This is a genomic window from Nocardia sp. IFM 10818 (assembly GCF_054655275.1).
Window position 1 is genome coordinate 4,499,623 of record NZ_BAAHJH010000001.1, and the last position, 17,999, is coordinate 4,517,621.

Sequence of the window (17,999 nt, forward strand, 5' to 3'; positions counted from 1 at the left end):
TCGGCGGGAGGATATTCCGTGAAAATGAATGCGATTATTCTTCCGCCGCAGCGCGTTCCAGGGCAGCGAGATCGATCTTCTTCATCGATTCCAGAGCCTTGTTGACGCGGTCGGCGCGGGCCGGGTTCGAAGGGTCGGCGAGCTCGTAGTAGCGCTTGGGCGTAACCTGCCAGCTCACACCGTATTTATCGGTGAGCCAACCGCATTGGATCTCCTGGCCGCCGTCGGCGGTGAGCGCGTTCCAGTAGTAATCGACCTCGGCCTGGTCCGCACAGTCGATCATCAGCGAGATGGCCCCATTGAAGGCCCAGTCCATCTTCCCGCCATTGAGTGCGGTGACCTTCTGACCGTTGATCTCGAAGTCCACGACCATCACCTCCCCGGCCTTACCGGGGAAGGCGTCGCCGTACGGAACGACAGAATTGATCTTGGAGTTCTTGAAGATCGAGGTGTAATACTTCGCGGCCTCTTCACCTTCATTGTCGAACCACAGACAGATTCCCAGTCCACTCATCGCAATCATTCCTTTACTCGTGCTGGTACCGGCTATTGCCACCAGTAGAGACGGAAGAAGCGCCCGAAACTCATCGACAATAGCCGGACTCACTGCTCCGAGTCAGCCGCGTAGCACGAGTTGGGTGAAGGCGTGAAGGGCCGCGTCGATGGGGTGGGGTTGGGGCTTGCCCGTGGGGTCGAGTCGGTTCCAGCGTTGCAGGTTCACGGCGAGGGACAGTTGGCGGTTGCCGTCGGCGCGGGTCATAGAGATGGCGCCACCGCCCCAGGTCGAACCCTCGTGGCCCCAATAGGTGCCGTGGCCGGGGAGGGTTGTCTTCTGGAGGCCGAGGCCGTAGTCGAGGGTCTTGCCGTCGAAGGCGATGACGGGGACCGTGCGCTGCATGTGGGCGAGCGATGCGCTGCTGATGATGTTTCCGGACAGCAGGAGAGCGTAGAAGCGGTTCAGGTCGGCGACGGTCGAGATCAGTGATGCGGCCGGGCCGACGAACGACATGTCGTAGATGCTGAAGTCACGCGGGGGGTCGATCATGCCGAACCAGGACTCGTAGTGATGGGAGTACGGTCCGCTGATGGGCGGGTCGGAGGGGAGTTCGGTGTGCTGCAGGCCGGCGCGCTCGATGACGTTGCGGGTGATGTATTTGGCCGCCGGGATTGCGGTGATCGACTCCAGGAGTTGGCCCAGGAGCAGGTAGTTGGTGTTCGAGTACACCCCGGGTGCGCCGCCGGGGGCGCCGGTGGCGGGCGCCGCGACGCCCAGTGCGATCAGCTCGGCCGGGTCGAATCTGGTGAAACGGTGGTCGTGCAGGCTGTGCGGGGTCGTTTTCGCCATGGCGGGGAAGGCCGCGAGGGACGGGTAGGCGTACGGGAGGTATTCGGCGAGGCCGCTGGTGTGGTTGATCAGCATCCGGATGGTGATCGCCGCGCCGCGGTCGCCGGGAACCAGTTCCGGCAGATAGCGGCCGATGGGATCGTCCAGGCCGAGGTCGCCCTGGTCGACCAGCTGCAGCACCGCGGCGGCGGTGAAGGTCTTGGTGAGGCTGCCGACGCGGTGCCGCATCGCGGTCGTGACGGGGCGGCCGGTGGCGACATCGGCCACTCCGGCTGCGCCGCTCCAGGTTTGGTCGTTGTCGCGCACCTCGGCGAAGACGCCGGGGACGCCCGCGTGATGGATGTTCTCCAGGGCGGTCTGCAATTTCTCGGGATCGAGTGTGGTGGTCACGGCACCCACTATCGACCCGGCGATACCTCGGAGTATTGGAAAAATCTTCCCCACGCCCGGTGCCGGCGCTGGGCGATGGCGGGCAGATAGTGCGTGGTCAGCGCCCTCGGGGTGCGGCCGGTGAAAATCGATACGTCCCGGCACAGATGCGCCTGATCGGTGTACCCGCAGTCCATGGCGACGTCGGCGGCGGGCCGGTCCGCCAGCAGACCGTCCACCGCGGAGCGAAACCTGACCAGCATGGCCGCCCGCTTGGGCGTCAGTCCGATCTGGGATTCGAACCGGGCCCACAACCGCTTGTGACTCCAGCCGAGGGACTCGGCGAGCCCGCCGATCTTCACCTGCCCATTGGATCCGATAATGCGCTGCCAGGCTTCGACGACCTCCGCATCGGGCGCCCGCATCGGCCTGTCACGCTGCGCCAGGAACGATTTCGTCACCGCGAACCGCTCGTCCCAGCTCCGGCCGGAGGCAAGCCGTTCGCGCAGTCGCCCGGCCCGCGCTCCCCACAGGTCCTCGAGCGCCACAGCGCCGCGGCCCAAATCGCTCGGGGCGATGCCCAGGAGCGCATACGCCTGCATCGGCGAGAAGCGAACCTCGATGCACTGCGCCCGCGCGCCACGAATGCGCATGGCCTCGAGGGGAAGTCCCGCGACGAACCCACCGACGGTTCGCCGCCCGCTCGCATCCTCGATGGTCAGCCCGCCGTCCCCGAATTCGATCAGCACGGTCACCGCCGCCGCCGCGGCGACCCGCAGATCCAGCTCGGCGCCACCCACCTGGCGATATCCGATGAGCTTGGCCCCCAGCGGCACGTCGTACGCCGGACCCGCGAAATCCCACCCCACATCCGAATCGCACCCGATGTCCGCAGTCCTCACCCTAATTAGGCTAGACGACAAGTCATCCCACCTTTACGGTGGACCGATGGCATCGGTCAAACAGATCCAAGTCACTTTCGACTGCGCGGACCCCGAGCGCGTCGCTCGTTTCTGGTGCGAGGTCCTGGGATACGTGGTACCGCCGCCACCGGAGGAGTTCGCCAGCTGGGACGACTTCCATCGCGCGCAGCCGCCCGAGAAACGGGGCGCATGGTTCGTGGCCATGGACCCCACCGGCGTGGGCCCGCGCCTGTATTTCCAGCGTGTTCCCGAGGGAAAGGTCGTCAAGAACCGCGTGCACCTCGACGTGCGGGTCGCCACCGGGCTGGTGGGCGAGGAGCGCCTGGCCGCACTCGAAGCCGAATGCGCCCGGCTGATCCCGCTCGGCGCCACGCGCGGGAAATTGCTGCTCGCCGATGAGGAGAACGAGTCCTGCCTGAACATGCAGGACATCGAGGGCAACGAATTCTGTCTCGACTGATCAAGTAGCGGAGGCGCGCGGGGCGCGGCGGGCGGCGACCGAGCCGAAATGCTCACGGTCGGCGAGGAATCCCTCCGGGCATCCACTACAAAACCGGCTCCGACCTGCTCGATTATCTCGTCGATCGCACGGATTTCGATTACCGCGACGGCTATGTCGGTCTCTTGCGCGAACCCGGTCCGGGCATCCGGATCGACGAGCAGGCCGTCGCGCGCGCCGCCGAGATCGGCCACCGCTGGCGCAACCCCGTCTGGCAGCACAAGGACGGGTCGTTCGCCGAATGGTGAAATCTGTTGTGCCTCAGGGCTCTCCGGGACCGTCGGTGAGCATGGCCAAGGCGTCGCGCAGGGCGGTGTCGCTGGGCGGGTAGTCGTGCCAGCGCGCGCCGATGTGATCGTCGGGCCGGACGAGCAGAGCGCCTTGCAGGCCCAGCCCGTAGTGGGCCGCATGTTCGATTGCCAGCGGCTCGATCCGCAACGGCCAGTGCGGGATTCGGCAGCGTTCCCAGCGGTCCGGATCCGGGGTCAGCAGCGTGAACCACTCGCCGAGGGTGTCGAGCGTCGATCGCTGCGGCGTGAGCCACAGGTGCGGCAAGCGCTGGCCCGGGATGGCCGCGGGGGTGAAGGCGGTGGCGGGCGCGCCGCCGGGCAGGGCCGCGCCGGACGGTGCACTGCCGTCGGACAGCACGGCGGCGGAGTTGTAGGTGACGCCGAGCAGCAGACCCCGCTGATCGGAGAACTGCGTGGTCCACGGCGGTTCGCCCGTCGGTGCGCCCGCCGCACCGTCATCCGGCGCCCGTCGCGAGGTCTGCACCCGGATCGCCAGCCGGGCATTGGCCACGGCCTGCCGCAGCGTCCGGTGGGCGGCGGGAAGCCGTTCGGGCTCATAGGTTTCCAGCAATCCCGGCCCGGCCCAGCCGTGCAGCACGCCCGCCAGCTTCCAGCACAGATTGTGCACATCGGCGAGCCCGGCGTTCATTCCCAGACCGCCGTTCACCGGGACCGCGTGCGCCGCATCCCCGGCCAGCAGGATGCGCCCGCGCGCGAACCGGTCGGCCACGAAGGCGTTCATCACCCAGTGCTGCACCCGCAGCACCTCGGGTTTCACCTCGCTGCCGGGACCGACGGCGCGCGACACCAGCGCCGCCCAGTCGGCGGTCGCGGCATCCTCGGGAGTGCGCCCGAACCACGCCCATCCGCCCTCGGGATACAGCGGCGCGAACGAGCCGTGCCTGGTGAAGTACACCCCGGCGGGCTGCGTGGCCGACAGGTCGCGCAGGTCAGCGTCGAACACCACGGTGGTGAACCGCCCGAGCGCGCCCGGCCCATTGGTGCCGATGCCCAGCCGCTGCCGGACAGTCGAATTCGCGCCGTCGGCGGCGAGCACATAGCGCGCCCGCAGCTGCGAGCGCCCGCCCCCGCCCAGATCGGTGAGCACGGCCGTCACGCCGTCGTCGTCCGCGATCAGATCGGTGAGCTCCACCCCGAACCGCACCGGCGTATCGCCCGCGCCGAGCAGGATGGGTTCCAAGCGGTCCTGCGAGGTGACCACACCGATCTCCGGGCTCTCCGCGATCGCCCCGTTGATCCCGACCATGGCCGCCGACGCGAAATCGCTGTCGCGCAGGGTGTCCCGGAAACGCGCCCGCCCGAACTCCGGCGCGAACCCCACCCGGGTGATCTCGGCGGCCAGCCCGAGCCGCCGGAAGATCTCCATCGATCGCATATTGACCAGCCGTGACCGCGGAAACGGCGGCAGCCCACCGTGTTTCTCGACCAGCACCACCCGCACGCCCCAGCGCTCCAGCAGCGCCCGCGCGGTCAGCCCGACCGGCCCGCCGCCGACCACCAGGACGTCGGCCACATCGCTTACTTCCGGCATGTCGAGCTCCCGCCCGTCGGCATGGCACAGCTTCGAACGAATCCCCGCCTATAGCTTCCCACTCCCGCGCACCCGCCGCCCGTGATCGCGATGAGTTCGCGCGGGTATCCGCGTCAGTACCAGTGAGCGTCGTCCGACGTCGCACGGCGCTGCCGGTACGAGACACACGGAGGACATCATGACGACCACACCGCACGATCCGGCCACCGAGCTGCCCGGCCGTCCGCCCATTGCCGACCTTGCCACCTGGCAGGCCGCCCGCGCCGAACTGCTGGTCCGCGAGAAGGCGCACACCCGCGCGGGCGACGCCCTGGCCGCGGAGCGCCGCCGGCTGCCGATGGTGGAATTCGACGGGAAGGTCGAGGTCGTCGGACCCGAGGGCCCGACACCGTTCCTCGACCTGTTCCAGGGCCGCGACGAACTCGTGTGCTATCAGCACATGTGGTGGGACGGCGCACCGCACCAAGGGCAGTGCGAGGGCTGCACCACCACGGTCTGGCATCTGAAGGACGCGGTCTACCTCAATGCCCGCGGCGTCTCCTTCGCGGTCCTGACCTCGGGGCGATGGGGGGAGGTCGCCCCGTACGTCGAGTTCATGGGCTACACCCAGCCCTGGTACTCGGTGCGCGGCCTGGACGAACCGGTCGGCGGCGCACCGGGTTACCTGAGTTGCTTCCTGCGCGACGGCGGCCGCGTATTCCTCACCTACTCCACCACCAGCCGCGGCACCGAGCTGGTCAACGGGTCCATGGCCCTGCTCGATGTGACGCCCTACGGCCGCGGCGAGGCGTGGGAGGACCATCCGCACGGCTGGCCGCAGGGGCGTGAATCATGCTGGTACTGGCGCTCGGACGCCGACGGCAACGCCACCTGGGGTGAGACCAGCCGGCCTGTTCCGCAGTGGACCCGGCCCGGCGCGACTCCGGTCGAAACCCTGGGACGGCCCGAGCACTACTGCTGATGAAGCGCAACCGAATCCGCACTACGGCAGCTTGATCGGCCCACGTAGCTGACGCGCCGCCGCGCCGAACCAGCCGAGGTCGTATCGGCCGTCCTCGGCCAGGAATGCCGCGCGCAATTCGTACCAGCGCAGGCCCGGATGGCGATGATGCACGCCGTGCAGGTTGAAATTCAGCGCGAACCGCTCGAGCGCCCGCGGTAGGCGCAGATTCAGCGCTTCGAGCGGCGCGTCCAGATCGGTGCCGTAGTGATAGGCGTTGTCCGACACCGAGATGATCACCGCGCGCCCGCCGAGCGCGGCCAGCAGCATCCAGGCGTGCGCACCGTAGGCGGCGAGCGCCGCGGCGTAGAGCGCGACGATCGCGGCGGCATCGATGCGGAACTGCCGCAGCACCTTCGGTTGTGCGAGGCGCTCGAACAGCGGTCCGGAGACGGTGTCGGGCGAGTCCAGGCGACGGGCGAGCCGGCGCAGCGCGGCGGCGGGGAAGGCGGCGAGCAGGAGCGCGGACACCTCCAGCAGATACAGCCCGCCCAACAACCGCAAGTAATACCCGGGCGCGGTCCGCACCCAGCTCGAGGTCGCCGGGTCATAGATCTCGGTCCGCTCCCGGGTCCGGCTGAACCGGTGATGCAGCAGATGCCCGGTTTTGAGCAGGGCGAACGGCGAGCCGTACAGCACCGCCAGCGCCCGCCCGCAATGATCGTTGAGACCGCGCCGAGCGGTCAGCGTGCCGTGAACGGATTCGTGAACAACCGACCAGAACGGCGTGGTCGACAGCACCAGCGGCACCAGCAGCCAACCCCAGCTCACGCTGCGCGGCAACAGGATCAGCGGTAGCGCGAACAATTGAAACAGCCCGCCCGCACTGGCGGCGGCGGCCAGCCACAGCGAGACGGATCGTTCCGGACGTCGGTTCCTGCGAGATGCGGGCATGGCGGCAGATGCCTTCGGCATGCCACCAGAATAGGTTCGCGCGGACGCCCCGTCGTGGTGAGAGTGCAACGGCATAATCGCTTGTCGCACAAGGTTTTCAAAGTGCGAATCGGAGGTGAACGGTCAGTTTCCGTCGGCTTGATTTCCGGCGGCGGGCGCGCCCAGGGCCGTGCGGATCGTTTCACGGAGCCAGCGTTGGGCGGGGTCGGCGTCGAGGCGGGCGTGCCAGAGCAGGCGGACTTGGACTTCCGGCAATTCGGCTGGGATGGGGAACCAGCGGAGGCCCAGCGGCGGTGCGTACTGTTCGGCCAGGCGTCGGGGAACCAGGCCGACGTAGTCGCTGGCGGAGACCAGCAGGATGGCGACGGCGTAGGTGGGGACGACGGCGGCGACGTGGCGTTGCAGGCCCGCGGCCTCGAGCGCATCGTCGAGCGGGCCGCGGGCGCGGCCGCGGCGGGAGGCCGATACGTGGGCGTGCCGGGATAGTTGGCGCAGGGTGGGGCGACGGTGGCGGCCCAGTGGGCTGGCGGCGCCGACGATGCCGACGACCTGTTCGCGGTAGAGCAGGGTGCTGCGGATGTCGGGGGCGGTGACTTCGCCCGCACCGATATCGAGGTCGACCGAACCGTCGCGCAGGGCTTCGGGGCTTTCGCTGCCTTCGGCCACGAACCGGAGCGTGACATTCGGCGCGAGGGCGGCGGTGGCGTCGACGGCGGCGGTGGCGAGGGTGGCCGCTACGCCGTCGTTGATGCGAATCGTGAAGGTGCGCTTCAGCTCCACGATCGGGATCGTCCGGTCGGCGCTGATCAGCGCGGCCGCCTCGTCGAGCAGTGAACGCACCCGCGGCGCGGTGCGCAGGGCGAACGGGGTCGGGGCCATGCCGCGACCGGCGCGCACCAGGATCGGGTCGTGCATGGCCCGGCGCAGCCTGCCGAGCGCGCGGCTCGTGGCGGGGATGGACAGGTGCAGGCGTTCGGACGCCGCGGTGACGCTGCCCTCCTGGAGTAGTGCGTCGAAGACGCGCAGGAGGTTCAGGTCGAGCTGCTCGGCGGGCATTGTTGCATCGTATGCAACTGTTGATTGCCAAAGTTGCGTGGCACGAAGAATGGCGGGATTTCTACCGTCGTAGCCATGTCATGGAATGTCTCGACCAGCAAGCCCTCGACCGCGCCGCGTGAGCGACCCGTGCGGCCGGTGTCGCAGCGCGGCTTGCTCACCGTCATGTGCGCCTGCGTCGCCCTCGTCGTCGGCATGGTCGCCGCCATCAACCTCGCCGTGCCCATGCTCGCCGCGAGCGATCTGCATCCATCCGCCTCGGCGCTCATCTGGATCGTGGACACCTACGTGATCTGCTTCGCCTGCTTGGTGATTCCGGGCGGCGCGGCGGGAGACCGCTTCGGCCGCAAGGGCGTCCTGCTCACGGGGCTGCTGCTGTTCGCGGCGGGCGCACTGCTGTCGGCGGTGGCGCCGAATGTGGCCGCCCTGCTGGCGGGGCGCGCCATTACCGGTGTCGGCGCGGCGGCGGTGCTGCCCAATACGCTCGCGATCCTGCTGCATGCCGTGCCCGCCGACCGCAAGGCCGCGACCGTCGCGACCTGGGCGTCGATGACCGGTATCGGCGGGGTGGCGGGCAATGCGGGCGGTGGTGCGGTGCTGACGAGCGGATCCTGGCGCTGGCTGTTCGCCGCCGCCGTCCCGCTCGCGCTGCTGCTGGCCGCGCTCGCCGCCCGGATCGCGCCGGTGTCGGCGCGGCACGACCGCCGTCTCGATCCGCTCGGCACGGTCTTGCTGGTGGCGGCCTCGGTCGCACTGCTGGTCGGCATTGTCGAAGGCCCGGAAGCGGGTTGGAGCAGCGCCGTGGTCATTACCGGGTTCGTCAGCGCGGCCGTGCTTTTCGCGGTGTGGACCGTGGTGGAGTTGAAGATCGAGCATCCGCTGCTCGATCCCCGCCTGCTGCGCATTCCGGCCCTGCGCTGCGCCTGCCTGGGTATGACGACGGTCTTCTTCGGCATGTTCGCGCTGTTCTACGTCAATGCCTCGTTCTTGCAGTACGGCAAGGGATTCGGTGTGCTGCAAACCGGTTTGGGCGTTATCCCACTCACGCTGCCCATCATCGTCGGCGCACGCTATGTCGGACGCCTGTCGCAGCGCATCGGCTTGGACGCCACCATCGCGCTGGCCTTCCTCTTCGTCGGCGGCGGCCTGCTCGGCCTGTCCACGACCGGTGCGCACACGCCGTACCTCGGCTATGCCGCGTGGCTCGTGGTCACCGGAATCGGTGTGACACTGGCCCTTCCGACGCTGTCCGGGGTCATTGCGGGCGCACTGCCCGCGGCGCAGGCCGGAGTCGGCACCGGATTGCAGGCCACCACCCGTGAATTCGGCAGCGCCCTCGGCGTGGCCGTCATCGGCACCATCCTGACAGCCCGCTTCGTCGACGCGCTGCCATCGGATATCCGTGCCGTCCACGATCCGCACACCGTCGCCCGAGCCCTCGCCGCGACCGGCCCGTCCCGGTCCGCCGAGGTGATCACCGCCTTCGTCTCGGCCGCGGACGCCGGGTTGCGGATGATCGGTGTGGCCGTGCTGATCCTCGGCGCGCTGGTCGTGGCCCAGTCGCTGCTGTCACGCCGCACCGCCGCAGCCCCGGCGTAACGGCTGGTTGTGGTGGCGACCGCGTGCACGGATCGACCGGCAGGCACGACCGTCACACCCGCCGATTCGCCGTTCGTCGCCACCGTTCCACCGGCGGACACGCGGTGCCCCGACTAGGATTCGCCATTGCCGAGCCGGCGCACCAGCCATGCCAGCGACATCGGATAGCGGTAGTCGATGCCGCCGTGCCCGGCGTCGAACAGCTCGAAGTGGATGATCTCCGGATCCACGTCGCCGGCCAGCAGGGCATTGCGGAAGGCCTTCGCGCCGATATCGAGGTACCACTCGTCCCGGGTGCCGCCGTCGATCCAGATCGCCCGCATCGACCGCAGCGCCTCGGCGTGGCCGGGCACCATGCGCACCGGGTCCCAGGCCAGCCATCGTTGCCACACCTCGGGTTTCAGGACGCCGGTGTGCGGATCGAACGGTAGCTCGGGCCGCCCGTCCACCGCGGGCGAGAAGCAGGCCGCGACGCCGTAGAGGGTGAGCAGGTCGTGGTCCTCGGGTTCGGTGAAGGACACCCGCTCGTTGAAGCTCTCCCACCAGCGGTGGATATCGCCGTCGTAGCGGCGCAGATGCCGTACCGCCTTGGCGAATTCGGGGATGTAGCTGAACTCGTAGAGCGCGTCCCCGGCATGGGTCGCCAAGGCGCCGAACAGATCCGGGCGCAGCATGGGCGTGATCATGGCGCCGAAGCCGCCGCTGCTCTTGCCCATGATGGCGCGATGGTCCCGATCGGCGAGCGTGCGGTAGTTGGCGTCCACCCACGGCACCACCTCGTCACACAGATACGAGTGGTAGAGCCCGGTTCCGGAGGAGTCGACGAACTGGCTGCCGCCGTAGGCGGTCCACGCGTCGACATAGACCACAATGGCCGGCGGCGCCGTTCCGGCGGCGAACACCTCGTCGGCGGTCTCGGGGAACGGGCGGCGGAACGGCATCCGGTTGCGCCACATGGCGATATGCCCGGTGTACCCCTGGATCACGTACACCACCGGGTACCGCCGCTCCTCCTCGTCGTACCCCGGTGGCACGTACACCCACAGCGGCCGCTCGTGCGGATCCTTCAACGGGTTGTCGCGCAGCAGCGCGCTGTCGATGGTGTGCTCGTCGAGACGTCCCGCGAGTTCGGCAGACCATGGCAACATCCACACCACGCTAGTCCGCTGTACAGCGAACGGTCCAGGGAATCTCGAATCAGCGAAATCACGTCCGGCAGATGGGTTTCCAGCAGCCAATGCCCACCGTCGAGCAGGTGCGGCTCGGCCTCGGGGTGATCGCGGTGGTAAGCGTGGGCCGCCGCGTCGGGCATGTACCCGTCGTGGCGGCCCATGCGATGAGCGTCGGCGGCCGGTGTTCGCGCAGACAGCGGGCAGTTCCCCGATGAATTCGTCGCGGAATCCCGCCTCGCTCACGGCCGCCGCGAGCACCCCGGTGAAGCGCCGCAGGAATTCGGTGTAGGCGTCGAAGGTGCCCGGGAAGCCCGCGGGCGCATCGGTGTAGCCGAATCCTGGCAGATCGGGGGCCACCGTCCGCCAACTGTCGGCGAGGGTCGGCATCAGGTCGCGGAATTCGAACGACGAGCACGGATAGCCGTGGGGCAGCAGCAGAATCGGCCCGTCGCCGGGACCTGCTTCGCGATAGAACGTGTCGATGCCGTCGACGGTGATCCCGCGGTGCCGGACGCCACTCATCTCTTACCCTTCTCGCGGTGTATCGATCTCGATGTCGACATCGACGACCACGCCGTAGTGATCACTGGGCCAGACCCCGTCGACCGGCTCGTCGAAGGCCAGGCGCGCGGCGCGAACCGCGCAGCGGGCCCGCGGATGCGCGTGCCACGATCCGGTGAACACGTAGTCGAGCCGCCGCCGATGCCCCGGCTGGCGCACGATCTGATCGAACAGCGCGGCGGCATTCGCATTGTCGACACTCCAGGTATGCCCCGGGCCGTCTCCGGCAATCTCCCAGGCGTCGTGATAGTGCACGCTGCGCCCCGACAGTGATTGCCGGCCGGTGAGATAGCGGATGCTCGCCGCGTCCGGCTCGGCATTGAAATCACCGGCGATGATCGTCGGCAGGTCGGTGCGATGCCGCGCATCCAGATCGGTGAGCGCCAGCGCCTGCTGTTCGCGCACGGCCTCGTCGTCCAATCGCCATGCCGCCGTGGCGGAAATGAACAGCACCTCGCCCACCTCCGGCAACGGCACCTTGACCGCCACCGTGCACCAGGGCACGTCCGCGGCGCCCGCCACGCGCAGATCCAGGACTTCCACAATGTGATGCGGCCAGCGGCTGGCCACCGCATTGCCGCCGTAGCGGCCGACGAATGGCGGCGTATAGGGCAGCCCCGCGGACTGGTGGGTGCCGTGCAATCCGGTGCCCTCCAGCAGTTCGTCGAGGTGACCGTCGTCGACCACCTCCTGGAGTGCCACCAAATCGGGTTCCAGCCGCCGCAATTCCTGATTGAGCAGCTCGAGTCGCCGCTTGTCGCCTTCGCGATTCTGGACATTGATGGTGACGATTCTCAAATGCATTGCTCTGCTTCACCTTCCCGGGTCGAATACGACGGACAACGCCCGGGCACCGGTGAACCGTGCCCGGGCGTGTAGTTCTCGTTATCCGAGCTGCCCGACCCGGTAGTTCCCGCCGGCCTGCTGGGTGATCACGTTCAACCGGTTGAAGGCATTGATATTGGCGATGAGCGCCACCATCGCGCCGATCTGGTCCTCGTCGAAATGCTTGACGACATTCGCCCAGGCCGCATCGGTCACCCCGCCCGCCGCATCGGCGATACGGGTGCCCTGTTCGGTCAATTCCAGTGCCGCCCGCTCGGCCTCGGTGAATACCGACGCATCCCGCCAGGCCGCCACCAGATGCAGGCGCACGGCGTCCTCTCCGGCGTGTGCGGCCTCCTTGGTGTGGATATCCACGCAGGCCCCGCATCCATTGATCTGGCTGGCGCGCAACCGCATCAACTCCTGGATCGCGTACGGCAGCGTCGAGTCCGCGACCACCTTGCCCGCCGAGACGAGATACTTCAGGGATTTGGCCGCGATCGGGCTCTCCAGCAGATTCAGGCGAGCTTCCATCATGTGCTCCTCACGTCGTCGATGCCTACATTCCTCCGACGAGACAGCACGGCGGAATGTGAGGCCGACGCTCAGGGAGCGTTGCTGTTTCGCCGTCGAATCAGCAGCGGGAGGCTCGTCAGGGAGACGAGTACGAGCAGGACGGCCACCGATACCCGGAAGGCGGTGACGAAGACCGTCCCCGACAGGCTCCGCGCGGCGTCCTGGACGACCGGCGTCACTTGTTCGGCGATCTTGGCGGCGCCGGGCTGCTGGTTCGAGGCCGCGGAGTGATCACAGCCGTCGGGGGTTCGTTCCGGTGTGGGCGATTGCAGTTGCAGGGTCGCGCAGCGGGCGAATTCGCCGGCAATGGTCGGGGCGAACGGGGTGACCGCCGTGAGCTGCTGCTGGAGCCGGTCGCGCTCCTGGCTCACGGCCGCGGGCGCCGCGACGGCGATGGCATGGAAGAACAGGATGCCGATCAGCGCCACGCCCAGGGAGTTCCCGACCTGCTGGGCGGTGGGCACCAGGCCGGAGGCGGAATCGATGGAGCGCGGCGGGACGGCCTCGACGACCGCGATCTGCAGGCGCGCGGCCGCCGCGCCCACGCCCAGCCCGCCCAGGATCAGCGGGATCATCAGCACCGGCCACGACAGCGTGGCAGGTGACGGTTCCAGGGCCAGCAGCCAGCCGGCCAGCAGCACGCCGAACAGGGCACAGCCGATGCCGATCAGCCGGTTGCCGAGCAAGCCCGCCAATCGCGGGGCGGACAGTGCGCCGATGACCGCGCCCGCCGAGAACGGCAGCGTCGCCACTCCCGTGCGCAGCGCGCTGTAGCCGAGCCCGAATTGCAGCGACACCGACATGGTGAAGAGGTAGGCGCCGAAGACGCCGTACACCACCAGACAGGCCAGGATCCAGCCGAAAAACCGTGGGGCGACGAACAATCCGGGATCGATCAGGGGTGCTCCGCCGCGCGCGGCCACCCGGCGTTCGTGGACGACGAAGGCCGCGAAGATCGCCAGCGCGCCCGCCAGCATGGCGAGAATCGGTGGCGACCAGCGGTGTTCACGGCCGATCGAGAGCCCGTAGATGAGCAGGAACAGCCCGGCCGTCGCCAGCACCGCGCCCACCGCGTCGAGGGCGCAGCGTTCCCGCTCCACCGATCCGCGCAGGTGCCGGGCGGCCAAGGCGAGCGCCACCGCGCCGGGGATCAGATTCACCAGGAAGATCGAACGCCAGGACAGGTCGAGGGGATTCGTGCCGAGCAGCACTCCCCCGATGAGCGGCCCCAGCATGGCCGCGGTGCCCGCCGTCGCGCCGTAGAGCGCGAAGGCGAGATTGCGGCGCGCGGTATCGGCGAACCGGGCACTGATAAGGGCGATCGGCTGTGCCGAGACCGCGCCGGCCGCGGCGCCTTGCAGCACGCGCGCGGCAATGAGGGTGAGCGGGGTCGGGGCCAAGCCGCACAGCACCGAGGCGGCGACGAAGACCGCGAGCGCGGCGGTGAAGAAACCGCCACGGCCCCAGCGCATTCCCAGCCGCGCGCTCGGCAGCAGCGCGCACGCCAGTGCGACGGTGTACCCGGTGAGCATGAGCGAGGATTCGGCCGAGCTCGCGCCGAGATCGCGCACGATATCGGGAATCGCGACGGTCACGATCGTCGCATCGACCATTTGCATGAAAACGGCGATGAAGACCGCCGCCACCCCGGCCCACACGGTGGAATTCCGTGCGGGGCGCGGGGTTTCGAGAGGGATGTCGAGTGCGCTCACGGAGGGCCCGTCACGCGACGTCGCGGGAGAGCGGACCGGTTCCGGAATGCGCGATCGATTCCATGACCCGGGTGAGGACATCGCAGTAGCGCGTCATCGCGCCGCCGGCGATCGGGGTGTCGGGGAACAGGGAGGCCGCCCAGATCATGTCCTCGGTGCGCTGCACCCAGGTGTAGACCTCTTCGGAGGTGCCGCGACTGCCGAAGAAGGAGAAGTCCAGGGCGGAGAACAGCTCGGCGCCGGGCAGTTTCCGCAGATCCAGGAACGACAGCATGGGCGCCACCCAGCCGCGCCGCACATGGAACCCCTCGTGCGATTCCAGCAATTCCACCACCCGGTGCAGGGAGACGTTCGACAGCCATTTTCCGGCGGTGAAGGCGGCATCGGCGCGCTGCGCCGTCGCGGCGAAACCTTCCGCGGGATCGAATTCGAAGGCAATGGGGATCAGGCTCGCATACCAGCCGACGGTGCGATGCTCGGCGGCGCCGGTGCGGGTGTTCTTCGGCGACAGATTGAAGTACCGGGTGCGGCCCGACAGCTGGTAGTCGGCGTAGGCGGCCGCGGCGAAGACGCCGGACACCAACCGCACTCCGGCTCGGGCGCATTCGGCTTCGAAGGCGTCGGCCAGCGGTCCGGACAAGAGGACCCGCCGATCCGAGGCCGCCGAGGCGGACACCTTCGCCTCGGGGTCCTGCAGTGGCAGCGGGAAACTCGGCAGGCGGCCGCCATTGGCCAGGATGCGGTCGGCCCATTCGGTGATCTGGGGCGAATGCGCGGCGAGTTCGGCCGCTTGCGCGCGTTCGCGCTCGCAGTACTCCCGGTAGCTGCCCACCGGGATTTCCGCCAGCCGCGTCGCCGCGGTGGGATCGAAATACAGCTGCACGAGTTCGCCGCTGATGATGCCGCCGGAGACGGCATCGGTATTGAGGTGATCGCAGGCCACCACCACGGTGAACGAGCCGCCGTGATCGATGACGGCGAAGGTGAAGCAATCCCAGCTGGTCGGGCCGGGGGTGACCCGCTGCAGAATGCGGCTGATCAGCAGGCCGTCGATCTCACCCCAGGAATCGGCGGCCAGATCGATGTCGTCGGCCGCCAGCACGCGCCGCTGGATCCGGAGTTCGTCGTCGATTTCGAACCAGCTGTGGAAGGCGTCGTGGCGGCGCACCACCGCCGTGGTGGCGCGGACCAGCGCCGGGATGTCGGGTTCGCCTTCGAGGGTGAACGCGCACAGGATGAGCCGGTCGAAGCGGCCGCCGGTCTGCTTGGCGGTCCGCGCCATTTCCAGGTAGGCGTCCTGCTGGAAGGACGGCGGGGTGTCGTCGGCGCGGGCGCGGATGGCCGCCGCCCGCGCGCTCTCGGTGGGACGGATGATCGTCAGCCGGCCGCCCTTGGGCCGCCAGTCGTCGATGAGCCCGCTCTGCATCATGATTGTTGCCTCCTTGCTTTTTCCAGAGCGGTTTTCAGGACGCGATCCGCAGCAGCGAATTCATCGGCGGCCGATGCTCGGTATGCAAGGCGGATTCGCGCGGCGCGAAACCTTCGGTGCCCAGCGGGAATTGGACGATGCCGGCGCCCGAATCGGGCAGACCGCACCGTTCCAGCGCCGTGGCCATGATTTGGCGGCTCATGACGCCCAATTCGTGCAGTGGGCGGTTGCGGTGTTTGCGCACGCCCAGGTCGACCTGGCCGATGGCCGAGGCTCCGTACATGTCGTACACATCGATGAGCAGACCGATTTCGACGCCGTAATGCGGTGCGAAGGCGAGCCTCTCGAGCGCATCGCGGGTCGCGGCGTATTCACCGCCCAGCGGTTGCACCACATGGCGCAGTCCGGGCCGCAGCGCCGCCAGCAGCGGCCGCGCCACGAGCTCGGTCACCCGGCCGCCGCCGGATTCGTCGAAGGTCTCGCCGACGAGCAGGGGCCGACGGTAATAGGCCTTGCTGAACACCAGCGATTCATCGAGCAGCAGCGGCCCGATGAGTTTGGGCACGAATTGCGGATCCGGATCGATGAGATCGGAATCCATGAACATGACGATGTCGCCGGAGGCCACCGCCAGCGACCGCCACAGCACCTCGCCCTTGCCGGGCACCGGCGGATGCTCGGGCAGCACCTCCTCCCGGCTCACCACCGTGGCGCCGGCCTCGGCGGCGACGCGCATGGTGGCATCGGAGGACCCGGAATCCATGACGATCAATTCGTCCACCAGCCCGGGCGGCAGGGAGCGGACCGCGTGGACGACATCGGCCACGGTCGCTTCCTCGTTGAGTGCGGGGAGAACGACGGAAACCGTCCTTCCGCGTTTTGCGGCGATCAGGTCGTGCGCGCTCCAATGCGGTGCGGACCAGGTGCGAATATCGCCGTGGAACTCATTTACCAACAGATCGGCCATTTCGACCACCTATCAGAAGAGATGTACTGTGTGAGGTACCGGGTGAGCCGCAGACTCGCACTCATTGCGAACCACGGCAAGGGTTTTCGGAAGTGGTCGTGATCACTTCACCACCCGGTGGGTGTAGGGATTCGAGAATCGCCGCGCTGCGATGATCGGACAGTACAACTCGTTTGCTCGGCTAGCTATCTGAGATATGAATCTTTCAGGTGGAAGTAACCTGCCATTAACCAATTTGGGTATAGCTCAGGCAATTCGGGCATGTTCGCCCGGCATGAAAGTGACGGCAATCGCAGAAATGGCGAAAAGTGATTGCCGCTGCGTTATTTAAATCGTTCTGATCATTTTGATGAAATCCTAACAGGGTGAGATCACCGCGGTTGATCACAGTTCTTGATCGAATAGCGCACCCGGCCGCGGATCGAGCGCGAAAGCGCCTGCCGGGCAGTATGATTGAACCCCTTCCGAGGTTTTTCCGAGCGAAAGGCTGGACGGGTCATGGGCAGTGAGCAATCAAGAACCTGGGTGGCGGGCGTCGCGGTTCTCGCAGGTGTGGCGGCCGCGGGGTTTGCCACGGCGGGCCCGGCGCAGGCCGACCCCCTGTGGCCCGGCGGTCCCGATATCCCGGGCATCCCCTCGATCATTCCGCCGCTCCCGGCTCCCGTGGTGGTCGCACCCTGCGCGCCCGAGGCGCGGCTGTGCCTGCAGTTGTCCACGAACGAGGCCTGGCTGGTGGAGGACGGCCGGGTCATCTACGGTCCGACCCCCATCTCCCACGGCCGGCCCGGCTACCGCACCAATGTGGGCACCTTCGACGTCGACTTCAAACGCGAGGACCACTGGAGCACCCTGCACCACGTCCCGATGAAGTGGGCGGTCTTCTTCGACGGTGATATCGCCACCCATATCGGTCCCATCGAGGAGCAGTCGCACGGGTGCATCCGGATGACGCCCGAAGGCGCGGAGAAGACCTTCTACCACCTGAACCCCGGCGATATCGTGCAGGTCGTTCCGTAAGGCCGCCGATTCAGTTCACATCCCCTGTGCCGCTGCGAGTTTCGCGATGCGTGTCGGAGAACGCGCTGCTGCCCGCGGTGGCCAGCACGACCTCGCGTTCCTCGATGAGCCACTTGCCGCACACGCAGCGCAGGTAGCGGATGGCGCCGTGGGCGGATACGAGCGCCGGTTCGGACCAGGAGCAGGCGGGGCAGGTAGCGGACATGTCTCCAC

Annotated in this window: 18 protein-coding genes and 1 pseudogene; 5 read left to right on the forward strand and 14 right to left on the reverse strand. The window is 68.1% G+C overall.

Features of this window, described 5'->3' with window-relative positions; translation table 11 throughout:
* Positions 1–34: 34 nt before the first annotated feature.
* The 3 genes from ACYQ5L_RS20750 to ACYQ5L_RS20760 form a co-directional block, all read right to left on the reverse strand.
* Positions 35–514, reverse strand: coding sequence for a VOC family protein (locus tag ACYQ5L_RS20750; protein WP_459959353.1), 480 nt, complete (start codon positions 512–514; stop codon positions 35–37).
* 102 nt (positions 515–616) lie between these two features.
* Positions 617–1,735 carry a serine hydrolase domain-containing protein gene (locus ACYQ5L_RS20755; protein ID WP_459959354.1) on the reverse strand — a complete coding sequence of 373 codons (1,119 nt, stop codon included), beginning with the start codon at positions 1,733–1,735 and terminating at the stop codon, positions 617–619.
* Positions 1,736–1,743: 8 nt separating this feature from the next.
* Entirely contained in the window at positions 1,744–2,616 is an 873-nt protein-coding gene (locus tag ACYQ5L_RS20760) for an AraC family transcriptional regulator (RefSeq protein WP_459959355.1), read from the reverse strand.
* A 46-nt stretch (positions 2,617–2,662) separates the two neighbouring features.
* Here ACYQ5L_RS20760 and ACYQ5L_RS20765 point away from each other — a divergent pair, with 46 nt between their 5' ends.
* Entirely contained in the window at positions 2,663–3,097 is a 435-nt protein-coding gene (locus ACYQ5L_RS20765) for a VOC family protein (protein WP_459959356.1), read from the forward strand.
* A gap of 164 nt (positions 3,098–3,261) precedes the next feature.
* Positions 3,262–3,384, forward strand: a complete 123-nt coding sequence (locus tag ACYQ5L_RS20770; protein WP_459959358.1) for a hypothetical protein — start codon at positions 3,262–3,264, stop codon at positions 3,382–3,384.
* Between the two features lie 13 nt (positions 3,385–3,397).
* On the opposite strand, the gene ACYQ5L_RS20775 is transcribed toward ACYQ5L_RS20770, so the two are convergent.
* Entirely contained in the window at positions 3,398–4,978 is a 1,581-nt protein-coding gene (locus ACYQ5L_RS20775; RefSeq protein WP_459959360.1) for an FAD-dependent monooxygenase, read from the reverse strand.
* Between the two features lie 178 nt (positions 4,979–5,156).
* Here ACYQ5L_RS20775 and ACYQ5L_RS20780 point away from each other — a divergent pair, with 178 nt between their 5' ends.
* Positions 5,157–5,939 (forward strand): DUF899 family protein, encoded by a 783-nt coding sequence (locus ACYQ5L_RS20780; RefSeq protein ID WP_459959362.1) that lies wholly within the window; start codon positions 5,157–5,159, stop codon positions 5,937–5,939.
* A gap of 21 nt (positions 5,940–5,960) precedes the next feature.
* Here ACYQ5L_RS20780 and ACYQ5L_RS20785 read toward each other — a convergent pair whose 3' ends face one another.
* Together ACYQ5L_RS20785 and ACYQ5L_RS20790 are read right to left on the reverse strand one after the other, a co-directional pair.
* Positions 5,961–6,893, reverse strand: a complete 933-nt coding sequence (locus ACYQ5L_RS20785) for a fatty acid desaturase (RefSeq protein WP_459959364.1) — start codon at positions 6,891–6,893, stop codon at positions 5,961–5,963.
* A gap of 102 nt (positions 6,894–6,995) precedes the next feature.
* Positions 6,996–7,928, reverse strand: a complete 933-nt coding sequence (locus ACYQ5L_RS20790) for a LysR family transcriptional regulator (RefSeq protein WP_459959366.1) — start codon at positions 7,926–7,928, stop codon at positions 6,996–6,998.
* Between the two features lie 75 nt (positions 7,929–8,003).
* Here ACYQ5L_RS20790 and ACYQ5L_RS20795 point away from each other — a divergent pair, with 75 nt between their 5' ends.
* The gene (locus ACYQ5L_RS20795; RefSeq protein ID WP_459959368.1) at positions 8,004–9,527 is read left to right on the forward strand and encodes an MFS transporter; all 1,524 of its coding nucleotides are present in this window, start codon (positions 8,004–8,006) and stop codon (positions 9,525–9,527) included.
* Between the two features lie 113 nt (positions 9,528–9,640).
* Here ACYQ5L_RS20795 and ACYQ5L_RS20800 read toward each other — a convergent pair whose 3' ends face one another.
* From ACYQ5L_RS20800 to ACYQ5L_RS20830, 7 genes and pseudogenes are all read right to left on the reverse strand, one after another.
* Positions 9,641–10,675: an alpha/beta hydrolase gene (locus ACYQ5L_RS20800; RefSeq protein WP_459963487.1), complete on the reverse strand. Its 1,035-nt coding sequence runs from the start codon at positions 10,673–10,675 to the stop codon at positions 9,641–9,643.
* A 348-nt stretch (positions 10,676–11,023) separates the two neighbouring features.
* A pseudogene (locus ACYQ5L_RS20805) lies at positions 11,024–11,221 on the reverse strand (alpha/beta fold hydrolase); the annotation flags it as partial.
* A 3-nt stretch (positions 11,222–11,224) separates the two neighbouring features.
* Entirely contained in the window at positions 11,225–12,064 is an 840-nt protein-coding gene (locus ACYQ5L_RS20810; RefSeq protein ID WP_459959370.1) for an endonuclease/exonuclease/phosphatase family protein, read from the reverse strand.
* 81 nt (positions 12,065–12,145) lie between these two features.
* Positions 12,146–12,619, reverse strand: a complete 474-nt coding sequence (locus ACYQ5L_RS20815) for a carboxymuconolactone decarboxylase family protein (protein ID WP_459959372.1) — start codon at positions 12,617–12,619, stop codon at positions 12,146–12,148.
* A gap of 71 nt (positions 12,620–12,690) precedes the next feature.
* Positions 12,691–14,373, reverse strand: a complete 1,683-nt coding sequence (locus ACYQ5L_RS20820) for an MFS transporter (protein WP_459959373.1) — start codon at positions 14,371–14,373, stop codon at positions 12,691–12,693.
* A gap of 10 nt (positions 14,374–14,383) precedes the next feature.
* Complete coding sequence (locus ACYQ5L_RS20825) at positions 14,384–15,802, reverse strand: condensation domain-containing protein (protein ID WP_459959375.1); 1,419 nt, start codon at positions 15,800–15,802, stop codon at positions 14,384–14,386.
* 34 nt (positions 15,803–15,836) lie between these two features.
* Positions 15,837–16,769, reverse strand: coding sequence for a glucosyl-3-phosphoglycerate synthase (locus tag ACYQ5L_RS20830; RefSeq protein ID WP_459959377.1), 933 nt, complete (start codon positions 16,767–16,769; stop codon positions 15,837–15,839).
* Positions 16,770–17,267: 498 nt separating this feature from the next.
* Here ACYQ5L_RS20830 and ACYQ5L_RS20835 point away from each other — a divergent pair, with 498 nt between their 5' ends.
* Positions 17,268–17,786 (forward strand): L,D-transpeptidase, encoded by a 519-nt coding sequence (locus tag ACYQ5L_RS20835; RefSeq protein WP_459959378.1) that lies wholly within the window; start codon positions 17,268–17,270, stop codon positions 17,784–17,786.
* A 10-nt stretch (positions 17,787–17,796) separates the two neighbouring features.
* On the opposite strand, the gene ACYQ5L_RS20840 is transcribed toward ACYQ5L_RS20835, so the two are convergent.
* Positions 17,797–17,991 (reverse strand): hypothetical protein, encoded by a 195-nt coding sequence (locus ACYQ5L_RS20840; protein ID WP_459959381.1) that lies wholly within the window; start codon positions 17,989–17,991, stop codon positions 17,797–17,799.
* Between the last annotated feature and the right edge of the window lie 8 nt (positions 17,992–17,999).